The sequence below is a fragment of the Pantoea sp. S18 genome, assembly GCF_045689705.1.
Lineage (GTDB): Bacteria > Pseudomonadota > Gammaproteobacteria > Enterobacterales > Enterobacteriaceae > Pantoea > Pantoea symbiotica.
Map to the genome: position 1 here is coordinate 4,225,273 of NZ_CP142688.1, position 22,585 is coordinate 4,247,857.

Sequence of the window (22,585 nt, forward strand, 5' to 3'; positions counted from 1 at the left end):
ATTGTACACGGATTAAGCGGAAGACTGAACATGATCACAGATTTCGCCGAAAGTTTCTCGTAGCGCTGGTTTTTAGCACCGTTTACGGTGCATTAATCTGCACTGCGATGGCAATTTGCACCAATTTAGTGCTTAACTTCACCTGTGGCGCACCATAACGATGCATGCAATCCATCCTGGTGCAGCCTTCGACTCACGAAAGGGCGCATTGTAGCGCCATTTTCACCATTGTCATAAAGTTGGCACAGAATTCGCTTTATATATTTTAAGCGAAAACGACAGTTATAAAACGGTTGATAGAGCTTGCCGAGATCTTTGGTTAGGAATGGTCAGCAGTCGTGACACATTCCCGGCAACGAAGTTCTCTCACCATGACGATAATGACCATTTCCAGGAGAGTTGAGTATGTCCGCTGAACACGTTCTCTCGATGATGAACGAGCATGAAGTTAAGTTTGTTGACCTGCGTTTTACCGATACCAAAGGTAAAGAACAGCACGTTACTATCCCTGCTCACCAGGTTAACGCTGACTTCTTCGAAGAAGGCAAAATGTTCGATGGCTCCTCCATCGGTGGCTGGAAAGGCATTAACGAATCAGACATGGTGCTGATGCCGGATGCAACCACTGCAGTAATGGATCCGTTCTTCGAAGACTCGACCCTGATCATCCGTTGCGACATCCTTGAGCCAGGCACACTGCAGGGCTACGACCGTGACCCACGCTCCATTGCTAAGCGTGCAGAAGAGTTCCTGCGTTCTTCAGGCATCGCGGATACCGTGCTGTTTGGACCAGAGCCAGAGTTCTTCCTGTTCGATGACATCCGTTTCGGTTCTTCTACTTCAGGTTCACACGTTGCTATCGACGATATCGAAGCAGCATGGAACACCGGTAAAGAGTACGAAGGCGGTAACAAAGGTCACCGTCCAGGTCTGAAAGGCGGTTACTTCCCAGTGCCACCGGTTGACTCAGCACAGGACATCCGTTCTGCCATGTGTCTGACCATGGAGCAGATGGGTCTGGTGGTTGAAGCACATCACCACGAAGTAGCAACTGCTGGTCAGAACGAAGTGGCAACCCGCTTCAACACCATGACCAAAAAAGCTGACGAAATTCAGATCTACAAATACGTGGTGCACAACGTTGCTCACGCGTACGGCAAAACTGCAACCTTCATGCCTAAGCCAATGTTCGGCGATAACGGTTCTGGTATGCACTGCCACATGTCCCTGTCAAAAGGCGGCGTGAACCTGTTCTCTGGCGACAAGTACGGCGGCCTGTCCGAAACTGCTCTGTTCTACATCGGCGGTATCATCAAGCACGCTAAAGCGATCAACGCCCTGGCGAACCCAACCACCAACTCATACAAGCGTCTGGTCCCAGGCTACGAAGCACCCGTTATGCTGGCTTACTCTGCCCGTAACCGTTCTGCTTCTATCCGTATTCCAGTGGTTGCTAGCCCGAAAGCACGTCGTATCGAAGCACGCTTCCCGGATCCAGCGGCTAACCCATACCTGGCATTCACCGCGCTGCTGATGGCCGGTCTTGATGGTGTTATCAACAAGATCCACCCTGGCGATGCGATGGACAAAAACCTGTATGACCTGCCTCCGGAAGAAGAAGCTGAGATTCCAAAAGTTGCAGGTTCTCTGGAAGAAGCACTGAACGCACTGAACGAAGACCGCGAGTTCCTGACTCGTGGCGGCGTGTTCACTGATGACGCTATCGATGCATACATCGAACTGCGTAAGCCAGACGTTGACCGTGTGCGTATGACTCCGCACCCAGTTGAGTTCGAACTGTACTACAGCGTTTAATTTAAAAATTTCAGCTCACTGTTCACGCTCTCTTTTTGCAGCGTGAACAGCCTGAAAGATTTTTATATTGCCGTGGAAACTTTAGCCCATCTCCGGATGGGCTTTTTTCTCCGCGCATTCATGGTTCGAAGCACAGATTTCCGTCCTGAAAGGCTATAATGCACTAAATTAGTGCAGAGGAACGCTGTATGGCAACTGGCACGCTGCCCGACGCGGGGCAGATTCTCAACTCCCTGATCAACAGTATTTTGCTGGTCGATAACGATTTAGTTATCCATTACGCCAATCCGGCGGCTCAGCAATTACTGGCGCAAAGCTCACGTAAATTGTTCGGCACGCCATTACCGGAATTAACCGGCTATTTTTCGCTGAATATTGAGGTGATGAGCGAGAGTCTCGGAGCTGGCCAGGGCTTTACCGATAGCGAAGTCACGTTGGTGGTCGATGGTCGCGCGCACATTATGTCGCTCACGGCACAGCGCTTACCGGATGGCTTTATTCTGCTGGAAATGGCGCCGATGGATAATCAACGTCGTCTCAGCCAGGAACAAATTCAGCATGCTCAGCAGGTCGCTGCCCGCGATTTAGTGCGCGGTCTGGCGCATGAAATCAAAAACCCGCTGGGAGGATTACGTGGCGCCGCGCAGTTGCTGACTCGCGCCTTACCCGATCCTTCCCTGCATGAATATACGCGCATCATCATTGAGCAAGCCGACCGACTGCGTAATCTGGTCGATCGCCTGCTCGGCCCGCAACAGCCGGGCTTGCACGTAACGCAAAGCATTCATCAGGTCGCCGAGCGCGTGGTGAATCTGGTGTCGATGGAGTTACCGGATAACGTCTCGCTGGTGCGTGATTACGATCCAAGCCTGCCGGAACTGCCGCACGATCCCGACCAGATTGAACAGGTGCTGTTGAATGTGGTGCGTAACGCCCTGCAAGCTTTAGGCGATGAAGGCGGCACCATTGTGATTCGCACGCGTACTGCCTTCCAGCTCACGCTACACGGCACGCGTTACCGTTTAGTTGCACGTATTGATATTGAAGATGATGGCCCAGGGATTCCGGCCCAGCTACAAGACACCCTGTTCTATCCGATGGTTAGCGGACGCGAAGGCGGCACCGGTTTAGGTCTGTCCATCGCCCGTAGCCTGATCGATCAGCATTCAGGGAAAATAGAATTTAACAGTTGGCCAGGACACACCGAATTCTCGGTTTACCTGCCTATTCGCCAGTGAGGTTTCTATGCAACGAGGGATAGTCTGGATCGTCGATGACGATAGCTCCATCCGCTGGGTGCTTGAAAGGGCACTCACTGGAGCCGGTTTGAGCTGTGCAACCTTTGACAGCGCTAACGAGGTATTGGACGCGCTCGCAAGCAAAACCCCAGACGTATTATTGTCAGACATTCGTATGCCTGGCATGGATGGACTTGCGCTGCTGAAACAGATTAAGCAGCGCCATCCGATGCTGCCGGTCATCATTATGACCGCGCACTCCGATCTGGATGCCGCCGTCAGCGCTTATCAGCAAGGTGCGTTTGATTACCTGCCAAAGCCGTTTGATATTGATGAAGCGGTGGCGCTGGTTGAGCGTGCGATTAGCCATTATCAGGAACAGCAGCAGCCGCGTAATCAGCCCGTCAGCGGCCCGACCACCGACATTATCGGCGAAGCGCCGGCCATGCAGGATGTGTTCCGCATCATTGGTCGTCTTTCACGCTCCTCAATTAGCGTGCTGATCAACGGTGAATCCGGTACCGGTAAAGAGTTGGTCGCCCATGCGCTGCATCGTCATAGTCCACGTGCGAAGTCCCCTTTTATCGCGCTGAACATGGCGGCGATTCCCAAAGATTTGATTGAATCAGAGCTGTTTGGTCACGAGAAAGGCGCGTTTACAGGTGCGAACCAGATTCGTCAGGGACGTTTTGAGCAGGCCGATGGCGGCACGCTGTTCCTCGATGAAATTGGTGACATGCCGCTTGATGTGCAGACCCGCTTATTGCGCGTATTGGCCGATGGCCAGTTTTATCGCGTTGGCGGCTATGCGCCGGTGAAAGTGGATGTGCGTATCATCGCGGCAACCCACCAAAATCTTGAGCTGCGCGTGCAGGAAGGCAAATTCCGTGAAGACTTGTTCCATCGTCTTAACGTGATTCGCGTTCATCTGCCGCCGCTGCGTGAACGCCGCGAAGATATTCCGCGCCTGGCGCGTTACTTCTTGCAGGTCGCTGCGCGTGAGTTAGGCGTGGAAGCGAAGATTCTGCATCCGGAAACCGAAACCGCGCTGACGCGTCTGCATTGGTCAGGTAACGTGCGTCAGCTGGAAAATACCTGTCGCTGGTTGACGGTGATGGCAGCGGGCCAGGAAGTGTTGATTCAGGATCTGCCGCCTGAACTGTTTGAATCCAGCACGCCAGACAATCCGGTGCAATCGTTGCCGGATAGCTGGGCCACGCTGCTGGCGCAGTGGGCAGATCGCGCCTTGCGTTCCGGTCATCAAAACCTGTTGTCGGAAGCACAGCCGGAGATGGAGCGCACGCTGCTCACCACCGCGCTGCGTCACACGCAAGGGCACAAACAGGAAGCGGCACGCTTGCTCGGCTGGGGACGTAATACCTTGACGCGTAAGCTGAAAGAGCTGGGAATGGAATAACGCGCACGTTGTGCGTGTTAATACAGGGGAGCGCATGGGCTCCCCTTTTTTATATCACTCGCGAGAACTGCTGCATGCGCACCTTTTGGCGCATATACACATCGAAGCACATACAGATGTTTCGAATCAGCAAACGGCCGACGCCAGTAACGTGCAGGCTGCGACCGTGCTGTTCCACTAATCCATCCGCCACCAGCGGCGCTAACAGCGCTAAATCCTCGACAAAATAACGTTCAAAATCAATCGGGTATTGCGTTTCTATCGCAGCAAAATCCAGTGCGAAATTGCAGATTAAGGCTTTAATCACATCGCGGCGCAAACAATCATCGTCACTCAACGTGAGCCCGCGCCACAGCGCATTGCCGCGCTGCTCGACATCTGCGTAATAGGCTTTCAACTCTTTGTGATTTTGCGCATAGCTGTCGCCCAGCATACTGATGGCCGACACGCCCAAACCGAGCAGATCGGTTTCGCCCTGCGTGGTGTAGCCCTGAAAATTACGATGCAGTTCGCCGGCGCGTTGTGCCACCGCCAGTTCATCATCCGGACGCGCGAAGTGATCCATGCCGATAAACTGGTAACCTTCGCCGGTTAAGGTGGCGATGGTTTCCTGCAGGATTTGCAGTTTCTGTGAGGCGCCTGGCAGCTCGTCATCTTTAATCTTCCGCTGCGCAGCGAACAGCGCTGGCATGTGCGCATAGTTGAAGACGCTGAGGCGATCGGGATTGAGTGCAATAACGCGCTGTAAAGTGAAGGCGAAGCTTTCCGGCGTCTGCAGCGGCAAGCCATAAATCAGATCGAGGCTAACCGAACGGAAGCCCCGCTCACGCGCACGCTGCACCAGCGCAAAGATGGTTTCTTCATCCTGCACACGATTCACGCGCTCCTGCACCGCTTTATTAAAGTCCTGCACGCCCATGCTCAGACGATTAAAACCTTCCGCGCGCAGATGATCGATCATCTCCAGTTCGATTTCACGCGGATCAACCTCGATCGACATTTCGACATCATCGGCAATGGTAAAATGATCGCGTAGCAGCGCCACCAGCCGGCTCACCTGCTGCTGGTTGAGGAATGTCGGCGTACCGCCGCCCCAATGCAGTTGAGTGACGCAGCGCCCCGCAAACAAGGGCGCACGCTGGCGGATTTCCTGCTCCAGCACATCGAGGTAGCGATCGGCTTTATGCAGTTGGCGCGTCACGATTTTATTGCAGCCACAGAAGTAGCAAAGACGATGGCAAAACGGAATATGCACATACAGCGATAGAGGACGATCGGGATAGCGCTGCACGGCGTGCTGAAAATCTGCCTCGCCAAAGTTCTCACTGAACTCGAGCGCGGTGGGGTAAGAGGTATAACGCGGGCCAGCGTAATTGTATTTTTCGATGAGGCGCTGATCCCAATCAATCTGCTGCGATGACATGCTCACTCCTTACGGTGACGTCGTCTGAGAGAGGGTCGCGTAGCAGAAGAGTGGACGAAGCGATGGGCTGAACGCCGACGTAAACGCGACTTCAGACGCGACAGGCGGCGTAGTTTAAACAATAACCAGAGCAGATAACATGTCAGTAGCAGCGCGAAAATTGATCCAGGCCAAAACATAGGTGAATACCTGTTTAGCGCGGCATGCGCGAAAACGCATGCCGATCAAAATTGGCCTTAATTGCCTTTTAGCAGGCGCATCATATCTTCTTCGGCCTGCTCATCTTCCGCTTCGTCATCCAGCGCGATGCCCAGCGTTTCCATTAGCTCGTCAATGCGGTCTAAGGTTTGATCCAGCCAGGCCTGATCTTCGCCACTCAAAGTTTCACCGTTTTCCAGGCGATCCAGCAACGTATCCAAACGTTCGTCATTTTCCAGCTTCGCCAGCTCTTCTTGCGGCGTCAGGCGAACTTTTTCCGCTTTTGGCTTTGGTTTCGCTTCAGGCTTTTTCGCCGGCTGGGTTTTACCATCAGCGACTAATGCGATCGGCGTTTTGCTTCCCAGGCGTGGATCCTGAGCTTTTTTACCCTGACCTTTGCCAGCGGTTTGCGTTTCCGGATTGGCACGGCTGCCAGATTTATGGCCGCTATGCTTTTTATCGCGTTTGCGATCGCGCGCTTCCTGATTAAGGTCTTCACGCGATTTGCGTTTGGCTTTCGCAGCAGGTTTGCCACGCGGGGCTGATGCAGGTTGCTTCATGGTGTCCGGTCTCGGCGGTGCTTTGTGAGTTCAGTATAGAATTGCGGCGAAATCTAGCAGAAAGTAAGCAAAGAAAAAAGGCGATAGCCTATGCTATCGCCTTTTATCGCACCTTCATACGAAGGAAACACTGAATAAATCCTTTACGGCTCACAACGTCCCGGTTGCTCCATCGCCACATCGCTCCTGCGATTATTCCCTGTCCTTGTCCGATTCCTGCCTGAATCGCTTCCCGCCATGCTCTTGGTCATCCCCGACACTCCTGAGCTCATCATCCTGATGGGTGCTGCCGTGCACTGACAACAAATGTAGACTAATAGGTAAAATGAACAAGTGAGACTTGTCTCTATTTTAGAGTGGCATTTCCTACAAGCATCTCAAGCTATTGAAATTAAATGCATAAAATGATTGTTAATATTCCATGAAGCGGTAATCACTGGCAGTAAAAATCATAGATCTCTTACAAAATGACGCGTTTAGACGCTATCGGGCACTTTTGCGCCATTACAGGTATAATCAGCCCAATTGCCCGATTCATTTTGCTGGAGTTTCACTTTGTCTGCTTTGAACTATCACATGACCCATTTCATGCTCAGCGCCCCGGATATTCGCCATTTACCGGCGGATGTGGGTATTGAAGTTGCTTTTGCCGGGCGCTCGAATGCAGGCAAATCCAGCGCGCTGAACACCATCACCAACCAAAAGGGTCTGGCACGTACCAGTAAAACGCCAGGTCGTACTCAGCTGATCAACCTGTTTGAAGTGGTTGAAGGTAAATGTCTGGTCGATTTACCCGGTTATGGCTATGCCCAGGTTCCGGAAGAGATGAAGCGCAAATGGCAAAAGTCTCTGGCGGAATATTTACAGAAACGCCAGGCATTGAAAGGCTTGGTGGTATTGATGGATATTCGCCATCCGCTGAAAGACCTCGATCAGAACATGATTGAATGGGCTGTACAGAGCCAGATTCCCGTGCTGGTCTTGCTGACCAAAGCCGACAAGCTGGCATCAGGCGCGCGTAAAGCACAACTGACGATGGTACGCGAAGCATCGCTGGCCTTTAACGGTGATGTGCAGGTAGAAATGTTCTCGTCATTGAAGAAGATGGGCGTTGATATTGTGCGTAAGAAGCTGGACAGCTGGTTTAGCGAACTGGAGCCTGCGCAAGAAGGCGACGGCGAAGAAACAGCAGAGTAATTTTGTTGCGGCTTTTGCGAAAAAGCCCAATAAAAAACGCCCCAGTCATAAATGACTGGGGCGGCTAAATATTCAGCCAAATCCGATTACGTGAAGTAAAAGGTCTGAAAGATAGAACATCTTACCTCTGTACCCTACGCGACAAACTCTACCTGATTTTCCGCGCCCTACAAAGGGTTTTTTGTTGTTAAGTTTCAGGATTCGACATCTTTTTTACTAAGTTCATCACACTTTCACGTGAGCGATGTAGTTTAATTACTAAAAAAATGCTTAGCCGATAAGCAGTTACAAAACGCGCATTTAATAGACCGCTTTGTGGAGTTGCTGAACCGATTAAGTAAACTTTTTTCTTATGATGATGTCAGCGACACGCAAGTGCCGCTGAATGCGCGTAATCAGTGCGCCTCATCCCAGTTATCGCCGGTTCCGACTTCAACCTGCAGCGGCACATCCAGCTTCATGCTGTTCTCCATCAGGTCACGGATGGTCTTAATCGAGACATCTACCGCGTCGCTGCGGATCTCAAACACCAGTTCATCGTGTACCTGCATAATCATGCGCACAGCATCGTCTTTTTGCTCTAACAGCCAGCCATCCACCGCAATCATCGCGCGTTTGATGATGTCTGCCGCCGTGCCTTGCATTGGGGCGTTGATCGCCGCACGCTCCGCGGCTTTGCGACGAATGGCATTGCTGGAGGTGATATCAGGCAGCCACAAGCGACGACCATCAAGCGTTTCTACATAGCCTTTCTCTGCCGCCTTCGCGCGCGTCTCTTCCATATAACGCAGCACGCCCGGGTAGCGTTCAAAGTAGAGATCCATATATTTTTTCGCCTCACCCGCGCCGATATTCAGCTGGCGGGAGAGACCAAATGCGCTCATTCCGTAGATCAGGCCAAAGTTGATCGCCTTAGCACTGCGGCGCTGCTCACCAGAAACTTTGCTCAACGCCACACCAAACACCTCTGACGCGGTGGCGCGGTGAATATCTTCGCCCTGGGCAAACGCATCCAGCAGGCCTTTGTCTTGCGACAGATGCGCCATGATGCGCAGTTCAATCTGTGAGTAGTCCGCAGCAACAATACGATTGCCCGGCCCGGCGATAAACGCCTGACGAATACGACGCCCTTCTTCGTTGCGCACCGGGATATTCTGCAGATTGGGATCGGTAGACGAGAGTCGTCCTGTCGCGGTTACCGCCTGATGATAGGAAGTATGCACGCGGCCGGTAACCGGATTGATCATCAGTGGCAGCTTATCGGTGTAAGTTGATTTCAACTTCGATAAACCACGATGTTCAAGAATCACTTTCGGCAGTGGATAATCGAGCGCCAGCTCAGCCAAAACCTCTTCGCTGGTCGACGGCGCGCCGCCCGGCGTTTTCTTGGTTGGCTTGATTCCCTGCTTTTCAAACAGAATGGTTTGCAGCTGTTTAGGTGAAGAGAGGTTAAACGGTTCGCCCGCCAGCTCGTGCGCTTTCAGCTCCAGCTCGGCCACACGCGTGGTCAGCTCCTGCGAGTGTTTCGCCAGGATATTCTGGTCAATCAGTACGCCGTTGCGCTCAATACGCGATATCACCTTCAACAACGGCATTTCGATCTCTTCAAATACCTGTTTCGGTCCCGCTTCCGGCTCCAGCTTATCCCACATTTTCAGATGCAATTGCAGCGTGACATCGGCATCTTCCGCCGCATAGTGACCGGCTTGCTCGATAGCAATTTGGTTAAAAGTGAGCTGGTTTTTGCCTTTGCCCGCGATCTCTTCGAAAGTCACCGTTTTATGGTTCAGCCAGCGCGCGGCCAGGCTATCCATATCGTGTTTTCCACCCACGCTGTTCAGGCAATAGGATTCCAGCATGGTGTCGAATTTGATGCCGTTCAGTTCAATGTCGTAGTTCTTCAGCACGCCGCGATCGTATTTGAGATTCTGGCCAACCTTCGCCGCTTTGCCATCTTCCAGCAGCGGTTTTAGCTGCTTCAGTACTTCGCTACGATCCAGCTGATCTGGCGCATCCAGATAATCGTGAGCGACCGGCAGATAAGCCGCTTCACCCGGCGCGACGGCAAACCCAATACCGACAATATTGGCGCTTAAGGTATCCAACGAGTCGGTCTCAAGATCGAAAGCGAAGAGCTCGGCGCTTTTCAGCTTTTTCAGCCATTCAGCAAATGTCGCTTCATCGAGGATAGTGACGTAGCCATCCGCAGAGAGCACGCTGGTCGCTTCGGCAGCGGGCGCAGCAGGTTCGCTGAGCTGCGCTTTCTTAGTCTGCGCGTTGCTCTTTTTACCTTGTTGCAGCCATGAGCCATCCTGCAAATCGGTGATCCAGCGCTTAAATTCATAGCGGCTAAACAAGGTTTGCAGTGATTCTACATTGGGTTCATTGACGACAAGCTGATCGCACGTCAGATCCAACTCAACGTCGGTTTTGATGGTTGCCAGTTGATAAGACAGGAAAGCGACATCGCGATTTTGCTCCAGCTTCGCCGCCATGGTTTTCGCGCCGCGGAACGAGAGATCGGCCACTTTATCGAGATTGTCATAGATTGACTGCATACCGCCCAAGCCTTGCAGCAGCGCCTGTGCGGTTTTCTCACCAACGCCCGGCACGCCCGGAATGTTGTCCGAGCTGTCGCCCATCATGGCAAGGAAATCGATAATCAACGCTGGTGGCACGCCATATTTCTGCTCGACCTCTTCCGGACCAAGCACGGTATTGGTCATGGTGTTGATCAAGGTGATCGCAGGCGTCACCAACTGCGCCATATCTTTATCGCCGGTGCTGATCAACACCGGGCGCCCGAGTTTTTCCGCCTCTAGCGCCAGCGTACCGATGACATCATCCGCCTCAACGCCAGAGACCGCCAATAGCGGCAGGCCCATCGCTTTGACCATTTCATGTAGCGGCTCAATCTGCGCTCGCAGATCGTCTGGCATTGGCGGACGGTGCGATTTGTAGTGCTCAAAGAGCTCATCGCGGAAAGTTTTGCCTTTCGCATCGAAGACCACAGCCACATGGCTTGGCTGATACTGCATCAACAGGCTTTTCAGCATGTTGAGCACACCATACATGGCGCCAGTTGGCTCGCCTGCACTGTTCGTTAGCGGCGGAAAGGCATGATATGCACGGTACAGATAAGATGAGCCGTCGACCAGAATCAGGGGATTTTCTGCAATTTGCGCCATAGGTTCGTATTTTCTTCGTTGCGATAATGAGGGCTATAAGGATGCCACAACCGGAGGAGAATGTTGAATGCACTCGGGGAAGTCAGGATCTTTTTCGTCGTTACGCGGCACGGATCGCAAGGATCAATCTGTGGATAAGTTTGTGCGTAAAAATCATAACGTATTGTTATTTACGTTAATTGTAATTACTTTAATATTAAAAATTAAATTATATCAGTTAGTTAAATACTTACTGTGACCTTATCCGTCCTAATGAAAAGACGATCGTCCATGTGGATATTAAGCGGAGGGTTAATAAATACATCGTATAAGCAACACGAAAAAGGCAATAAAAAACGCCGGCAGTGCCGGCGTTCTTAAAACTAAATTACTTCTTTTCTACCAGGAACTTCACTACGTTGGCGTAATCAGCAACGAAGTTGTCCATTGAGCTGGTATCCAGGCCACCATTGTTAACCATATATTTGCCATTAACAAAGATTGCTGGCACACCTTGCAGATTGACGTCTGCTGCCGCTTTCTGCTGCTGCGCAACCAGCGCTTTTACAGCGAAGCTGTTCCACGCTGCATCGTAATCTTCTGAAGAGATACCCGCCGCTTTAATAAAGGTCTCTTTCAGGCTTGCTGCATCGGTAACAGTTTGGGTTTTCTGAATACCGTCGAAAATCGGTGCAGTAACTTTGCTTTCTACGCCCAGCGCCATGGCAACAGCCCATGCCTGAGTGACAACCGGACCGAATTGACCACCCAGGAAATCAACGTGGTATTTGGTCACTTTCGTGTCCGCCGGCAGGTTCTTTTTCACTGCATCGCTCACGTGATAAACGCGTTCGAACTGGTAGCAATGTGGGCAGAAGAAGGAGAAGAACTCCAGAACCTGCGGCTCACCCGCCACTGGCTTTGGCAAAGTAACGAACTGCTTACCATCGTTGAACTGTGCCGCTGAGGCGCCAAATGCCAGCATTAAACCTACCAGCGCAAACATGATCTTTTTCATCGTGAAACAATCTCCTGAGTACTTCATTAATATTGCGGGCTAAGCTGCAACGGCGGTTCGTGTAACAGCCTTTCCTGCTCGATAAATAATGCAATCTGCCGGCGCCAAAAATCCTCATCTGTCATCCAGGGAAAGGCGCGCGGAAAAGCGGGATCCTGCCAGCGGCGTACCACCCAGGCCAAATAATAAACCATGCGCATAGCGCGTAAAGGTTCAATCAGTGACAATTCATGTAAATCAAAATCACCGAATTCATTATAGGCTTCCAGCAAAATGTCCCATTGAATCAACTGTTCCTGACGATCGCCATTGACCAGCATCCACAAATCCTGCACTGCTGGCCCGTTACGGGCATCATCAAGATCGACAAACATCGGGCCTTCACGCCACAGAATATTGCCGGGATGGCAATCGCCGTGCAACCTTAACGGCTGCCACTGGCTATGCCAGCGCTGCTGCAGCGTTGCGCTGAGCTTATCAACGGCAGCAAGCAGTAAGTCTTTGAGCGAAGCCGGTACTAACGCGCTTTGCTCTAGCTCCCGACGCGGTTGAAACACATACTCTTCAAGGTCGATAGTTGGTCGCTGCTGAAACAGGCTTTGCCTGGCGGTTTGATGGATGCGCCCAAGAAAGCGGCCAACCCATTCCATCTGATCCTCGTTATCGGTTTCATATTGCCGTCCACCTAAACTGGGAAAGACCGCGTACATGAAGCCGGCATGATGATTCAGCGTACTGCCCTGCAGAACGATCGGCGCGGCAACCGGCACTTCATCCTCTAATAAATCCTGAGTGAACTGATGCTCTTCGAGGACCTGTTGCGCGCTCCAGCGCTGCGGACGATAAAACTTAGCCACATAGCGGCGTTTATCATCATCGCTGAACTGATAGACGCGGTTTTCATAGCTATTGAGGGCGGTTAAGCCTGATTCGACACGCAGACCTGCATCCCAAAGCGCATCAAGGATGACATCGGGATTCAACGTCTGGAAATTAAAGGCGGCTTCGCTCATCATTTGGCCTGTGTGTTACCTTTGCGATTAATGCGCAAGGATAACATTACTCATCATCCTTAATCACACCGCGTGCACGTAATAGCGCGGTTTTGAAATCCACTTCATAATCCTTTTTCAGGCCGGGTATGACACTCTGGCTGTCTGTGTCACGCATTTTGAGATGGTAAATCAATACATCATCGGTTAATTCACTTAATGGGCCACTGAAACCAGATTCCTGCGCCAGTTTTTGCAAAAATGCCAGTAAGTTGAGATCGGCATCCTTTTGCCATGCGGGTTGCAGGAGCTCGAGCAGTTCATTGAGTCGGTGATATTTCATCATTGATTCCTTTATGCAGATGGTACGCTGCCGCTCAGTAAGTATCGTCCAGAATGAAGCAAGGAGACGAAGATGACAGCATTTACTGGCGTGATCCTCGCGGGTGGTCAAGGCAGCCGTATGGGAGGCCAGGATAAAGGGCTGTTGATGTTACAGGGCGAACCCCTTTATCAGCACGTTTTGCGTCGATTCCGGCCGCAGGTCAATATTGTGTTGATAAGCGCTAATCGTAACATTGATCGCTATCAGGCAAGTGGTTGTCAGGTTGTTACCGATTTATTGCCCGATTATCCCGGACCGCTGGCTGGCATACTCAGTGGTTTACGCAGCAGTGAAACCGAATGGATCGCTTTCTGCGCTTGCGATACGCCATGGATCCCCAATGATTTCGTCGCGCGTTTATGGCAGCAGCGTAATGATGCGCTCGCCGTGTGGGTGAAGTCTTCCCTGCGTGATCATCCAGCCTTAGCGCTGGTCAATCGTGCGCTCGCTGATGATCTTGAAGCCTGGCTACTGCGCGGCGAGAGACGCTTAATGCAGTTTTTACATGAGCATGGCGGGCATGCCGTTGCGTTTTCGGATCCAGAATCTGCGTTCCGCAATATCAATACGCCAGACGACCTCGTCAATGAGGAAAAGTGTTTATGAGCGTGCGCTTACTGGCTATTGCCGCGTGGAGCGGGACCGGAAAAACGACCTTGCTCGAGCAAGTTATCCCGCTGCTCAAAGCTCGGGGGATTCGCTCAGGCTTAATTAAGCACACACATCATCAGATGGATATCGATACGCCGGGGAAAGACAGCTATTTGCTGCGCAAAGCTGGGGCGGACCAAGTGATCGTCGCCAGTAATCAACGCTGGGCGTTAATGGTTGAAACACTCGATAAACCGTTAAATCTGATGCAATTAGCTTCACAGATGGATAGCTCGACGTTGGATCTGGTGCTGGTAGAGGGCTTTAAAGATGAGGCGGTCCCCAAAATTGCACTTTGGCGGCGTGGCGTTAAAGGTAAGGTTGAGGATTTGCTGGATCAGTATGTGATTGCAATCGCTACTGATGAAGATATAGAACTGAATTTGCCGGTGTTGGATATTAATCAACCAATGCAGGTTGCTGATTTTATTTCTCAGTGGCTGAATAAAAGCTGAAATAGTGGACGTTTAGCCAATATCCAGACGTAAAAAAGCCCCGAACTTTCGTTCGGGGCTTCTTCATTTATTTGATGCCTGGCAGTTCCCTACTCTCGCATGGGGAGACCCCACACTACCATCGGCGCTACGGCGTTTCACTTCTGAGTTCGGCATGGGGTCAGGTGGGACCACCGCGCTAAAGCCGCCAGGCAAATTCTGCTGCAAAAACGAATAACATTCGCTTCCGCTAAATCTTTAATCCGTAAAACAAGCTGAAAATATCCGGTCTCTCAGACTAAAACGCCTCTGGCGTTGTAAGGTTAAGCCTCACGGGTCATTAGTACCGGTTAGCTCAACGCATCGCTGCGCTTACACATCCGGCCTATCAACGTCGTAGTCTTCAACGTCCCTTCAGGACTCTCAAGGAGTCAGGGAGAACTCATCTCGGGGCAAGTTTCGTGCTTAGATGCTTTCAGCACTTATCTTTTCCGCACTTAGCTACCGGGCAATGCCATTGGCATGACAACCCGAACACCAGTGGTGCGTTCACTCCGGTCCTCTCGTACTAGGAGCAACCCCCCTCAATTCTCCAGCGCCCACGGCAGATAGGGACCGAACTGTCTCACGACGTTCTAAACCCAGCTCGCGTACCACTTTAAACGGCGAACAGCCGTACCCTTGGGACCTACTTCAGCCCCAGGATGTGATGAGCCGACATCGAGGTGCCAAACACCGCCGTCGATATGAACTCTTGGGCGGTATCAGCCTGTTATCCCCGGAGTACCTTTTATCCGTTGAGCGATGGCCCTTCCATTCAGAACCACCGGATCACTATGACCTGCTTTCGCACCTGCTCGAGCCGTCACTCTCGCAGTCAAGCTGGCTTATGCCATTGCACTAACCTCCTGATGTCCGACCAGGATTAGCCAACCTTCGTGCTCCTCCGTTACTCTTTGGGAGGAGACCGCCCCAGTCAAACTACCCACCAGACACTGTCCGCAGCCCGGATCACGGGCCTACGTTAGAACATCAAACATTAAAGGGTGGTATTTCAAGGTTGGCTCCACGCAGACTGGCGTCCACGCTTCAAAGCCTCCCACCTATCCTACACATCAAGGCTCAATGTTCAGTGTCAAGCTATAGTAAAGGTTCACGGGGTCTTTCCGTCTTGCCGCGGGTACACTGCATCTTCACAGCGATTTCAATTTCACTGAGTCTCGGGTGGAGACAGCCTGGCCATCATTACGCCATTCGTGCAGGTCGGAACTTACCCGACAAGGAATTTCGCTACCTTAGGACCGTTATAGTTACGGCCGCCGTTTACCGGGGCTTCGATCAAGAGCTTCTCCTTGCGGATAACCCCATCAATTAACCTTCCGGCACCGGGCAGGCGTCACACCGTATACGTCCACTTTCGTGTTTGCACAGTGCTGTGTTTTTAATAAACAGTTGCAGCCAGCTGGTATCTTCGACTGGCTTCGGCTCGGGGAGCAAGTCCCTCTACCTACGCGCCAGCGTGCCTTCTCCCGAAGTTACGGCACCATTTTGCCTAGTTCCTTCACCCGAGTTCTCTCAAGCGCCTTGGTATTCTCTACCTGACCACCTGTGTCGGTTTGGGGTACGATTTCGTGTTACCTGGAGCTTAGAGGCTTTTCCTGGAAGCAGGGCATCAGTTACTTCACCACCGTGGTGGCTCGTCGTCACGCCTCAGCCTTAAGATATCCCGGATTTACCAAAGATATCAGCCTACACGCTTAAACCGGGACAACCGTCGCCCGGATAACCTAGCCTTCTCCGTCCCCCCTTCGCAGTAACACCAAGTGCAGGAATATTAACCTGCTTCCCATCGACTACGCTTTTCAGCCTCGCCTTAGGGGTCGACTCACCCTGCTCCGATTAACGTTGAACAGGAACCCTTGGTCTTCCGGCGAGCGGGCTTTTCACCCGCTTTATCGTTACTTATGTCAGCATTCGCACTTCTGATACCTCCAGCACCCCTCACAGGACACCTTCAACGGCTTACAGAACGCTCCCCTACCCAACAACACATAGTGTCGCTGCCGCAGCTTCGGTGCATGGTTTAGCCCCGTTACATCTTCCGCGCAGGCCGACTCGACCAGTGAGCTATTACGCTTTCTTTAAATGATGGCTGCTTCTAAGCCAACATCCTGGCTGTCTGTGCCTTCCCACATCGTTTCCCACTTAACCATGACTTTGGGACCTTAGCTGGCGGTCTGGGTTGTTTCCCTCTTCACGACGGACGTTAGCACCCGCCGTGTGTCTCCCGTGATAACATTCTTCGGTATTCGCAGTTTGCATCGGGTTGGTAAGCCGGGATGGCCCCCTAGCCGAAACAGTGCTCTACCCCCGAAGATGAGTTCACGAGGCGCTACCTAAATAGCTTTCGGGGAGAACCAGCTATCTCCCGGTTTGATTGGCCTTTCACCCCCAGCCACAAGTCATCCGCTAATTTTTCAACATTAGTCGGTTCGGTCCTCCAGTTAGTGTTACCCAACCTTCAACCTGCCCATGGCTAGATCACCGGGTTTCGGGTCTATACCCTGCAACTTAACGCCCAGTTAAGACTCGGTTTCCCTGCGGCTCCCCTATACGGTTAACCTTGCTACAGAATATAAGTCGCTGACCCATTATACAAAAGGTACGCAGTCACCCCATAAATGAGGCTCCCACTGCTTGTACGTACACGGTTTCAGGTTCTGTTTCACTCCCCTCGCCGGGGTTCTTTTCGCCTTTCCCTCACGGTACTGGTTCACTATCGGTCAGTCAGGAGTATTTAGCCTTGGAGGATGGTCCCCCCATATTCAGACAGGATACCACGTGTCCCGCCCTACTCTTCGAACTCACAGTATGTGCACTTTCGTGTACGGGGCTATCACCCGGTATCGCGCGACTTTCCAGACGCTTCCACTAACGCACAAACTGATTCAGGTTCTGGGCTGTTCCCCGTTCGCTCGCCGCTACTGGGGGAATCTCGGTTGATTTCTTTTCCTCTGGGTACTTAGATGTTTCAGTTCCCCAGGTTCGCCTCGCAACACTATGTATTCATGTTGCGATGATGCACTGAGTGCACCGGGTTTCCCCATTCGGACATCGTCGGCTGTAGCGGTTCATATCACCTTACCGACGCTTTACGCAGATTAGCACGTCCTTCATCGCCTCTGACTGCCAGGGCATCCACCGTGTACGCTTAGTCGCTTAACCTCACAACCCACAGGCGTTTTGCAACGCGTGCAGACTGCAAGCATTTGAGAGACTCGAACATGTTGTTATTCATTTCCTATTACGGAGAAATGAACCAACACGTCGTTTCAATTTTCAGCTTGTTCCGGATTGTTAAAGAGCAATATCTCAAACATGACGGTTAAGTCAGTTTTGAGATACTTCGTGGAGACACCTTTCACCTGTCACCAAGCAAGTGGCGTCCCCTAGGGGATTCGAACCCCTGTTGCCGCCGTGAAAGGGCGGAGTCCTAACCGCTAGACGAAGGGGACACGAGTAGTGTCACGACTTCGCAGCCGTCTTGCTCATTACTTTTTATCAGACAATCTGTGTGAGCACTGCGCGGGAAGGTATCTTCAGGTAAGGAGGTGATCCAACCGCAGGTTCCCCTACGGTTACCTTGTTACGACTTCACCCCAGTCATGAATCACAAAGTGGTAAGCGCCCTCCCGAAGGTTAAGCTACCTACTTCTTTTGCAACCCACTCCCATGGTGTGACGGGCGGTGTGTACAAGGCCCGGGAACGTATTCACCGTAGCATTCTGATCTACGATTACTAGCGATTCCGACTTCACGGAGTCGAGTTGCAGACTCCGATCCGGACTACGACGCACTTTATGAGGTCCGCTTGCTCTCGCGAGGTCGCTTCTCTTTGTATGCGCCATTGTAGCACGTGTGTAGCCCTACTCGTAAGGGCCATGATGACTTGACGTCATCCCCACCTTCCTCCAGTTTATCACTGGCAGTCTCCTTTGAGTTCCCGGCCGAACCGCTGGCAACAAAGGATAAGGGTTGCGCTCGTTGCGGGACTTAACCCAACATTTCACAACACGAGCTGACGACAGCCATGCAGCACCTGTCTCAGAGTTCCCGAAGGCACCAAAGCATCTCTGCTAAGTTCTCTGGATGTCAAGAGTAGGTAAGGTTCTTCGCGTTGCATCGAATTAAACCACATGCTCCACCGCTTGTGCGGGCCCCCGTCAATTCATTTGAGTTTTAACCTTGCGGCCGTACTCCCCAGGCGGTCGACTTAACGCGTTAGCTCCGGAAGCCACTCCTCAAGGGAACAACCTCCAAGTCGACATCGTTTACGGCGTGGACTACCAGGGTATCTAATCCTGTTTGCTCCCCACGCTTTCGCACCTGAGCGTCAGTCTTTGTCCAGGGGGCCGCCTTCGCCACCGGTATTCCTCCAGATCTCTACGCATTTCACCGCTACACCTGGAATTCTACCCCCCTCTACAAGACTCTAGCCTGCCAGTTTCGAATGCAGTTCCCAGGTTAAGCCCGGGGATTTCACATCCGACTTGACAGACCGCCTGCGTGCGCTTTACGCCCAGTAATTCCGATTAACGCTTGCACCCTCCGTATTACCGCGGCTGCTGGCACGGAGTTAGCCGGTGCTTCTTCTGCGGGTAACGTCAATCGGTGAAGTTATTAACTCCACCGCCTTCCTCCCCGCTGAAAGTACTTTACAACCCGAAGGCCTTCTTCATACACGCGGCATGGCTGCATCAGGCTTGCGCCCATTGTGCAATATTCCCCACTGCTGCCTCCCGTAGGAGTCTGGACCGTGTCTCAGTTCCAGTGTGGCTGGTCATCCTCTCAGACCAGCTAGGGATCGTCGCCTAGGTGAGCCATTACCCCACCTACTAGCTAATCCCATCTGGGCACATCCGATGGTGTGAGGCCCGAAGGTCCCCCACTTTGGTCTTGCGACGTTATGCGGTATTAGCTACCGTTTCCAGTAGTTATCCCCCTCCATCGGGCAGTTTCCCAGACATTACTCACCCGTCCGCCACTCGTCACCCGAGAGCAAGCTCTCTGTGCTACCGTTCGACTTGCATGTGTTAGGCCTGCCGCCAGCGTTCAATCTGAGCCATGATCAAACTCTTCAATTTAAGTTTGATTTGCTGAAACAAGTTCAGCGGTGCTCATCTGTAAAACGTCATAATGAATTTCATTATGTGTTCACTCGTGAGGCTTTGATATTTTTTACGTCCGGAGACGCTGATATCAATCCTGCGAGTGCCCACACAGATTGTCTGATAAATTGTTAAAGAGCGTTGCGAGCAGCGGCTGAACCGTCTGTCGCGAGGTGGCGTATACTACGCTACTCTCCTTCGGAGTCAAACACTTTTTTCAGCGTTTTCATCCGGCGGGATGAATTTCTTCACTCCCTGCTGAGCCGTCTGCGTTGCCGCTTTGCCGTCTCAGTGGTGGCGCATTATAGGGAGTTATTCGGAGGTGACAAGGGTTAATTGCAAAAAAATGACTGAGCGCCTCTTTTTTAAACGAACGCGTTAAAAACAGACATTTCCCGGCGAAGAATCAGTCAAAACCGCCGCTTCATCGGCATAAATCAGCGCCATCACCTTAAACACCAATGCTATTCTCTTTAACCAAACGTAATTTCTTTGTCGCAGGCTGACAATTATTCGAGAAGGACTTTCAATGATTCGCTCCGCGCGCAGTATGGCCGGCTTGCCCTGGATCGCCGCCATGGCGTTTTTCATGCAAGCACTTGATGCCACCATCCTGAATACTGCGCTTCCTGCTATCGCCACCAGCCTCGAACGTTCTCCTTTAGCCATGCAATCCGCCATCATCAGTTACACGCTAACGGTGGCAATGCTGATCCCGGTGAGTGGCTGGTTGGCCGATCGCTACGGCACACGCAAAATCTTCATTGTTGCGGTATCGCTATTTACGCTCGGTTCGCTGGCCTGTGCCTTGTCCGGCTCGCTGAGCATGTTAGTGGTCTCGCGCGTGGTGCAAGGGATTGGCGGAGCGATGATGATGCCCGTCGCGCGCCTGGCACTGTTACGCGCTTATCCGCGCAGTGAACTGCTGCCGGTGTTGAACTTCGTTACCATGCCGGGTTTAGTGGGGCCGATTCTCGGCCCGATGCTGGGCGGACTGTTAGTGACCTACGCCAGCTGGCACTGGATATTTCTCATCAACATTCCCATCGGTATCGCCGGCATCTTTTACGCGCGCAAATATATGCCGGACTTCACTACCCCAAAACGCCGCTTCGACTTTTCAGGCTTCCTGCTGTTTGGTTTGGGTCTGGTGTTGATCTCGGTCGGCATCGAACTGTTCGGCGAGCGCGTGGTATTGCCATGGCAAGCTTTGCTGGTGCTGTTTAGCGGCATTGCATTACTTCTTCTCTATATAGTGCACGCGCGTCGCCATCCGGCACCGCTGATTAATCTGCCAATGTTTAAAACCCGCACCTTCTCGGTCGGCATCATTGGCAACATCGCTTCACGTCTGGGAACCGGCTGCATCCCGTTCCTGATGCCGCTGATGTTGCAAGTGGGCTTTGGTTATCCCGCACTGATTGCCGGTTGCATGATGGGACCGACAGCGATTGGCGCGCTGCTGGCCAAATCCACGGTGACGCAAGTGCTACGCCGCTTCGGTTATCGCCATACGCTGGTTGGTATCACCATCATCATTGGCATATTGATCGCCACCTTCTCACTGCAATCGCCGGGTGGCAGCGTGGTGATGTTGCTGGCGGCACTGTTGATTCTGGGGATGGCGATGTCTACGCAGTTCACCGCGATGAACACCATCACGCTGGCGGATTTAAATGATGAGAACGCCAGCGGCGGGAACAGTGTACTGGCGGTAACGCAGCAGCTGTCGATCAGCTTTGGTGTGGCAGTGAGCGCCGCAGTGCTGCGTTTCTATCAGGATGTCGAGGCTACAACCGTCGCACAATTCCACGCCACCTTCCTGACGATGGGCGTCGTCACGGTGTTGTCAGCCTTTACCTTTATGATGTTACGTCCGGGCGATGGCCGTAATCTGATCGCCAACCGCGAGAAAAAGAAGAAAACGGCTTAGACCGAACCGCGCTCCACCAACTCCGGCGTCAGCACCAGCGTTTGCTGACTGGCGTCGGGATCGCTCATACGATGAATCAAGGTATCAATCGCCAGTTCGCCTAACTCATCTTTCGGCTGATGGATGGTGCTAAGCGGCGGCGTCAGGTAACGCGCCAGCTCGATATTGTCATAGCCCATCACCGCAATATCCTGCGGCACGCGCAATCCGGCCTGGAACAAGGCGTGATAGACGCCAACCGCCATCGCATCGTTGCTGGTGAATATCGCTTCTGGCAGCGTATCCAGCGTCAGCAATTGATTCATAGCGTTGAAGCCGCCCTGAAACTCGAAATCGCCATCAACCACATAACCCGACGGAACCGCTAATCCGCTGTTGGCCATCGCTTTATGGAAACCTTCAAGACGCAAACGCGCGGGGGTTTTATCCTGCGGGCCGGCAATACAAGCAATGCGCGTATAGCCGCGATCGATCAGATGCTGAGTTGCCAGCTCGCCACCTAGCAGCGCGTTATCCTGAATAATGTCGCCGCGCCCTTCAAATGGCGCCCAGTCCATCATTACCATCGGCACCGACGGATAGCGATTGAGGATCTCCGCCGATGGCAGATGGGTTTCGGTGCACATTATCAGTAAACCATCGACGCGCTTTTGCATCAGCGTTTCGAGGCTGCGATTCATGCGCTCTTCATCGCCTTCGGTATTACACAGAATCAGGCTGTAGCCGCGTTCGTAGCAGCTGTTTTCCACGCCGCGCACCACTTCGGAATAGAACGGGTTACTGCTGGCGGTTAGCAGCATGCCGATGGTGCGGGTTTGTTTGATCTTCAGGCTGCGGGCCAGCGCGGACGGCGCATAGTTAAGCTCACGAATTGCCTGATCCACCTTTTCACGCACCTGCTCGCTGACAAAGCGATTGTTATTAATGACGTGTGAAACGGTGGAGGTGGAGACGCCCGCCAGGCGAGCGACATCTTTCATGGTAGCCAA

General features: G+C 52.4%; 15 protein-coding genes, 1 tRNA gene and 3 rRNA genes. 7 read left to right on the forward strand and 12 right to left on the reverse strand.

The window, feature by feature from the left end:
- The first annotated feature begins 405 nt into the window (after nucleotides 1–405).
- The 3 genes from glnA to glnG all read left to right on the forward strand — a co-directional run bounded on the left by glnA (nucleotide 406) and on the right by glnG (nucleotide 4,470).
- Nucleotides 406–1,815: a glutamate--ammonia ligase gene (gene glnA / locus VIJ98_RS19705; RefSeq protein WP_008109796.1), complete on the forward strand. Its 1,410-nt coding sequence runs from the start codon at nucleotides 406–408 to the stop codon at nucleotides 1,813–1,815.
- A 188-nt stretch (nucleotides 1,816–2,003) separates the two neighbouring features.
- Complete coding sequence (gene glnL, locus VIJ98_RS19710) at nucleotides 2,004–3,053, forward strand: nitrogen regulation protein NR(II) (protein WP_008109798.1); 1,050 nt, start codon at nucleotides 2,004–2,006, stop codon at nucleotides 3,051–3,053.
- A gap of 7 nt (nucleotides 3,054–3,060) precedes the next feature.
- A complete protein-coding gene (gene glnG, locus VIJ98_RS19715; RefSeq protein WP_008109800.1) occupies nucleotides 3,061–4,470 on the forward strand; it encodes a nitrogen regulation protein NR(I) in 1,410 nt (469 codons plus the stop codon).
- A 49-nt stretch (nucleotides 4,471–4,519) separates the two neighbouring features.
- Here the strand turns inward: glnG and hemN are convergent, their stop codons facing one another.
- Both hemN and yihI read right to left on the reverse strand, forming a co-directional pair.
- Entirely contained in the window at nucleotides 4,520–5,893 is a 1,374-nt protein-coding gene (gene hemN, locus VIJ98_RS19720; RefSeq protein ID WP_323275636.1) for an oxygen-independent coproporphyrinogen III oxidase, read from the reverse strand.
- A 236-nt stretch (nucleotides 5,894–6,129) separates the two neighbouring features.
- Nucleotides 6,130–6,651 carry a Der GTPase-activating protein YihI gene (gene yihI / locus VIJ98_RS19725; protein WP_008109804.1) on the reverse strand — a complete coding sequence of 174 codons (522 nt, stop codon included), beginning with the start codon at nucleotides 6,649–6,651 and terminating at the stop codon, nucleotides 6,130–6,132.
- A 555-nt stretch (nucleotides 6,652–7,206) separates the two neighbouring features.
- Here yihI and yihA point away from each other — a divergent pair.
- On the forward strand, nucleotides 7,207–7,848 hold the full coding sequence (yihA, locus tag VIJ98_RS19730) for a ribosome biogenesis GTP-binding protein YihA/YsxC (protein WP_008109805.1): 642 nt from the start codon (nucleotides 7,207–7,209) through the stop codon (nucleotides 7,846–7,848).
- 395 nt (nucleotides 7,849–8,243) lie between these two features.
- On the opposite strand, the gene polA is transcribed toward yihA, so the two are convergent.
- The 4 genes from polA to VIJ98_RS19750 form a co-directional block, all read right to left on the reverse strand.
- Nucleotides 8,244–11,036 (reverse strand): DNA polymerase I, encoded by a 2,793-nt coding sequence (gene polA, locus VIJ98_RS19735; protein WP_323275638.1) that lies wholly within the window; start codon nucleotides 11,034–11,036, stop codon nucleotides 8,244–8,246.
- 367 nt (nucleotides 11,037–11,403) lie between these two features.
- Nucleotides 11,404–12,033 (reverse strand): thiol:disulfide interchange protein DsbA, encoded by a 630-nt coding sequence (gene dsbA, locus VIJ98_RS19740; RefSeq protein ID WP_008109808.1) that lies wholly within the window; start codon nucleotides 12,031–12,033, stop codon nucleotides 11,404–11,406.
- Between the two features lie 26 nt (nucleotides 12,034–12,059).
- Nucleotides 12,060–13,046 carry a serine/threonine protein kinase gene (locus VIJ98_RS19745; protein ID WP_323275640.1) on the reverse strand — a complete coding sequence of 329 codons (987 nt, stop codon included), beginning with the start codon at nucleotides 13,044–13,046 and terminating at the stop codon, nucleotides 12,060–12,062.
- Nucleotides 13,047–13,092: 46 nt separating this feature from the next.
- Nucleotides 13,093–13,368 (reverse strand): YihD family protein, encoded by a 276-nt coding sequence (locus tag VIJ98_RS19750; protein ID WP_179453153.1) that lies wholly within the window; start codon nucleotides 13,366–13,368, stop codon nucleotides 13,093–13,095.
- Between the two features lie 72 nt (nucleotides 13,369–13,440).
- Between VIJ98_RS19750 and mobA the strand changes: the two genes are divergently transcribed.
- Nucleotides 13,441–14,016, forward strand: coding sequence for a molybdenum cofactor guanylyltransferase MobA (gene mobA, locus VIJ98_RS19755; RefSeq protein ID WP_323275642.1), 576 nt, complete (start codon nucleotides 13,441–13,443; stop codon nucleotides 14,014–14,016).
- Nucleotides 14,013–14,516, forward strand: a complete 504-nt coding sequence (gene mobB, locus VIJ98_RS19760) for a molybdopterin-guanine dinucleotide biosynthesis protein MobB (protein ID WP_323275644.1) — start codon at nucleotides 14,013–14,015, stop codon at nucleotides 14,514–14,516. Before mobA ends, mobB begins: the two co-directional genes overlap by 4 nt.
- A 76-nt stretch (nucleotides 14,517–14,592) precedes the next feature.
- Here the strand turns inward: mobB and rrf are convergent.
- The 5 genes from rrf to VIJ98_RS19785 form a co-directional block, all read right to left on the reverse strand.
- Nucleotides 14,593–14,708: ribosomal RNA gene (rrf, locus tag VIJ98_RS19765) — 5S ribosomal RNA — on the reverse strand.
- A 106-nt stretch (nucleotides 14,709–14,814) separates the two neighbouring features.
- Nucleotides 14,815–17,720: ribosomal RNA gene (locus VIJ98_RS19770) — 23S ribosomal RNA — on the reverse strand.
- 215 nt (nucleotides 17,721–17,935) lie between these two features.
- Nucleotides 17,936–18,010 (reverse strand) — tRNA-Glu (locus tag VIJ98_RS19775).
- Nucleotides 18,011–18,099: 89 nt separating this feature from the next.
- Nucleotides 18,100–19,639 (reverse strand): 16S ribosomal RNA (locus tag VIJ98_RS19780).
- Together the 16S, 23S and 5S rRNA genes with 1 tRNA gene alongside form the textbook arrangement of a ribosomal RNA operon.
- Before the next feature lie 402 nt (nucleotides 19,640–20,041).
- Nucleotides 20,042–20,254, reverse strand: coding sequence for a hypothetical protein (locus VIJ98_RS19785; protein ID WP_323275886.1), 213 nt, complete (start codon nucleotides 20,252–20,254; stop codon nucleotides 20,042–20,044).
- Between VIJ98_RS19785 and mdtD the strand changes: the two genes are divergently transcribed.
- Nucleotides 20,193–21,596, forward strand: coding sequence for a multidrug transporter subunit MdtD (gene mdtD, locus VIJ98_RS19790; protein ID WP_323275646.1), 1,404 nt, complete (start codon nucleotides 20,193–20,195; stop codon nucleotides 21,594–21,596). The two genes, VIJ98_RS19785 and mdtD, sit on opposite strands and share 62 nt — an antisense overlap.
- Here mdtD and rbsR read toward each other — a convergent pair.
- On the reverse strand, nucleotides 21,593–22,585 hold the full coding sequence (rbsR, locus tag VIJ98_RS19795; RefSeq protein ID WP_407330287.1) for a ribose operon transcriptional repressor RbsR: 993 nt from the start codon (nucleotides 22,583–22,585) through the stop codon (nucleotides 21,593–21,595). The two genes, mdtD and rbsR, sit on opposite strands and share 4 nt — an antisense overlap.

What these genes read in the sequence shown, in the direction of transcription:
- mobA (WP_323275642.1), top strand. Translation starts at nt 13,441, where the DNA reads ATGACAGCATTTACTGGCGTGATCCTCGCGGGTGGTCAAGGCAGCCGT.
- VIJ98_RS19745 (WP_323275640.1), bottom strand. Translation starts at nt 13,046, where the DNA reads ATGAGCGAAGCCGCCTTTAATTTCCAGACGTTGAATCCCGATGTCATC.
- glnG (WP_008109800.1), top strand. Translation starts at nt 3,061, where the DNA reads ATGCAACGAGGGATAGTCTGGATCGTCGATGACGATAGCTCCATCCGC.
- VIJ98_RS19750 (WP_179453153.1), bottom strand. Translation starts at nt 13,368, where the DNA reads ATGAAATATCACCGACTCAATGAACTGCTCGAGCTCCTGCAACCCGCA.
- mobB (WP_323275644.1), top strand. Translation starts at nt 14,013, where the DNA reads ATGAGCGTGCGCTTACTGGCTATTGCCGCGTGGAGCGGGACCGGAAAA.
- hemN (WP_323275636.1), bottom strand. Translation starts at nt 5,893, where the DNA reads ATGTCATCGCAGCAGATTGATTGGGATCAGCGCCTCATCGAAAAATAC.
- polA (WP_323275638.1), bottom strand. Translation starts at nt 11,036, where the DNA reads ATGGCGCAAATTGCAGAAAATCCCCTGATTCTGGTCGACGGCTCATCT.
- VIJ98_RS19785 (WP_323275886.1), bottom strand. Translation starts at nt 20,254, where the DNA reads ATGAAAAACGCCATGGCGGCGATCCAGGGCAAGCCGGCCATACTGCGC.
- dsbA (WP_008109808.1), bottom strand. Translation starts at nt 12,033, where the DNA reads ATGAAAAAGATCATGTTTGCGCTGGTAGGTTTAATGCTGGCATTTGGC.
- glnA (WP_008109796.1), top strand. Translation starts at nt 406, where the DNA reads ATGTCCGCTGAACACGTTCTCTCGATGATGAACGAGCATGAAGTTAAG.
- yihI (WP_008109804.1), bottom strand. Translation starts at nt 6,651, where the DNA reads ATGAAGCAACCTGCATCAGCCCCGCGTGGCAAACCTGCTGCGAAAGCC.
- glnL (WP_008109798.1), top strand. Translation starts at nt 2,004, where the DNA reads ATGGCAACTGGCACGCTGCCCGACGCGGGGCAGATTCTCAACTCCCTG.
- mdtD (WP_323275646.1), top strand. Translation starts at nt 20,193, where the DNA reads ATGATTCGCTCCGCGCGCAGTATGGCCGGCTTGCCCTGGATCGCCGCC.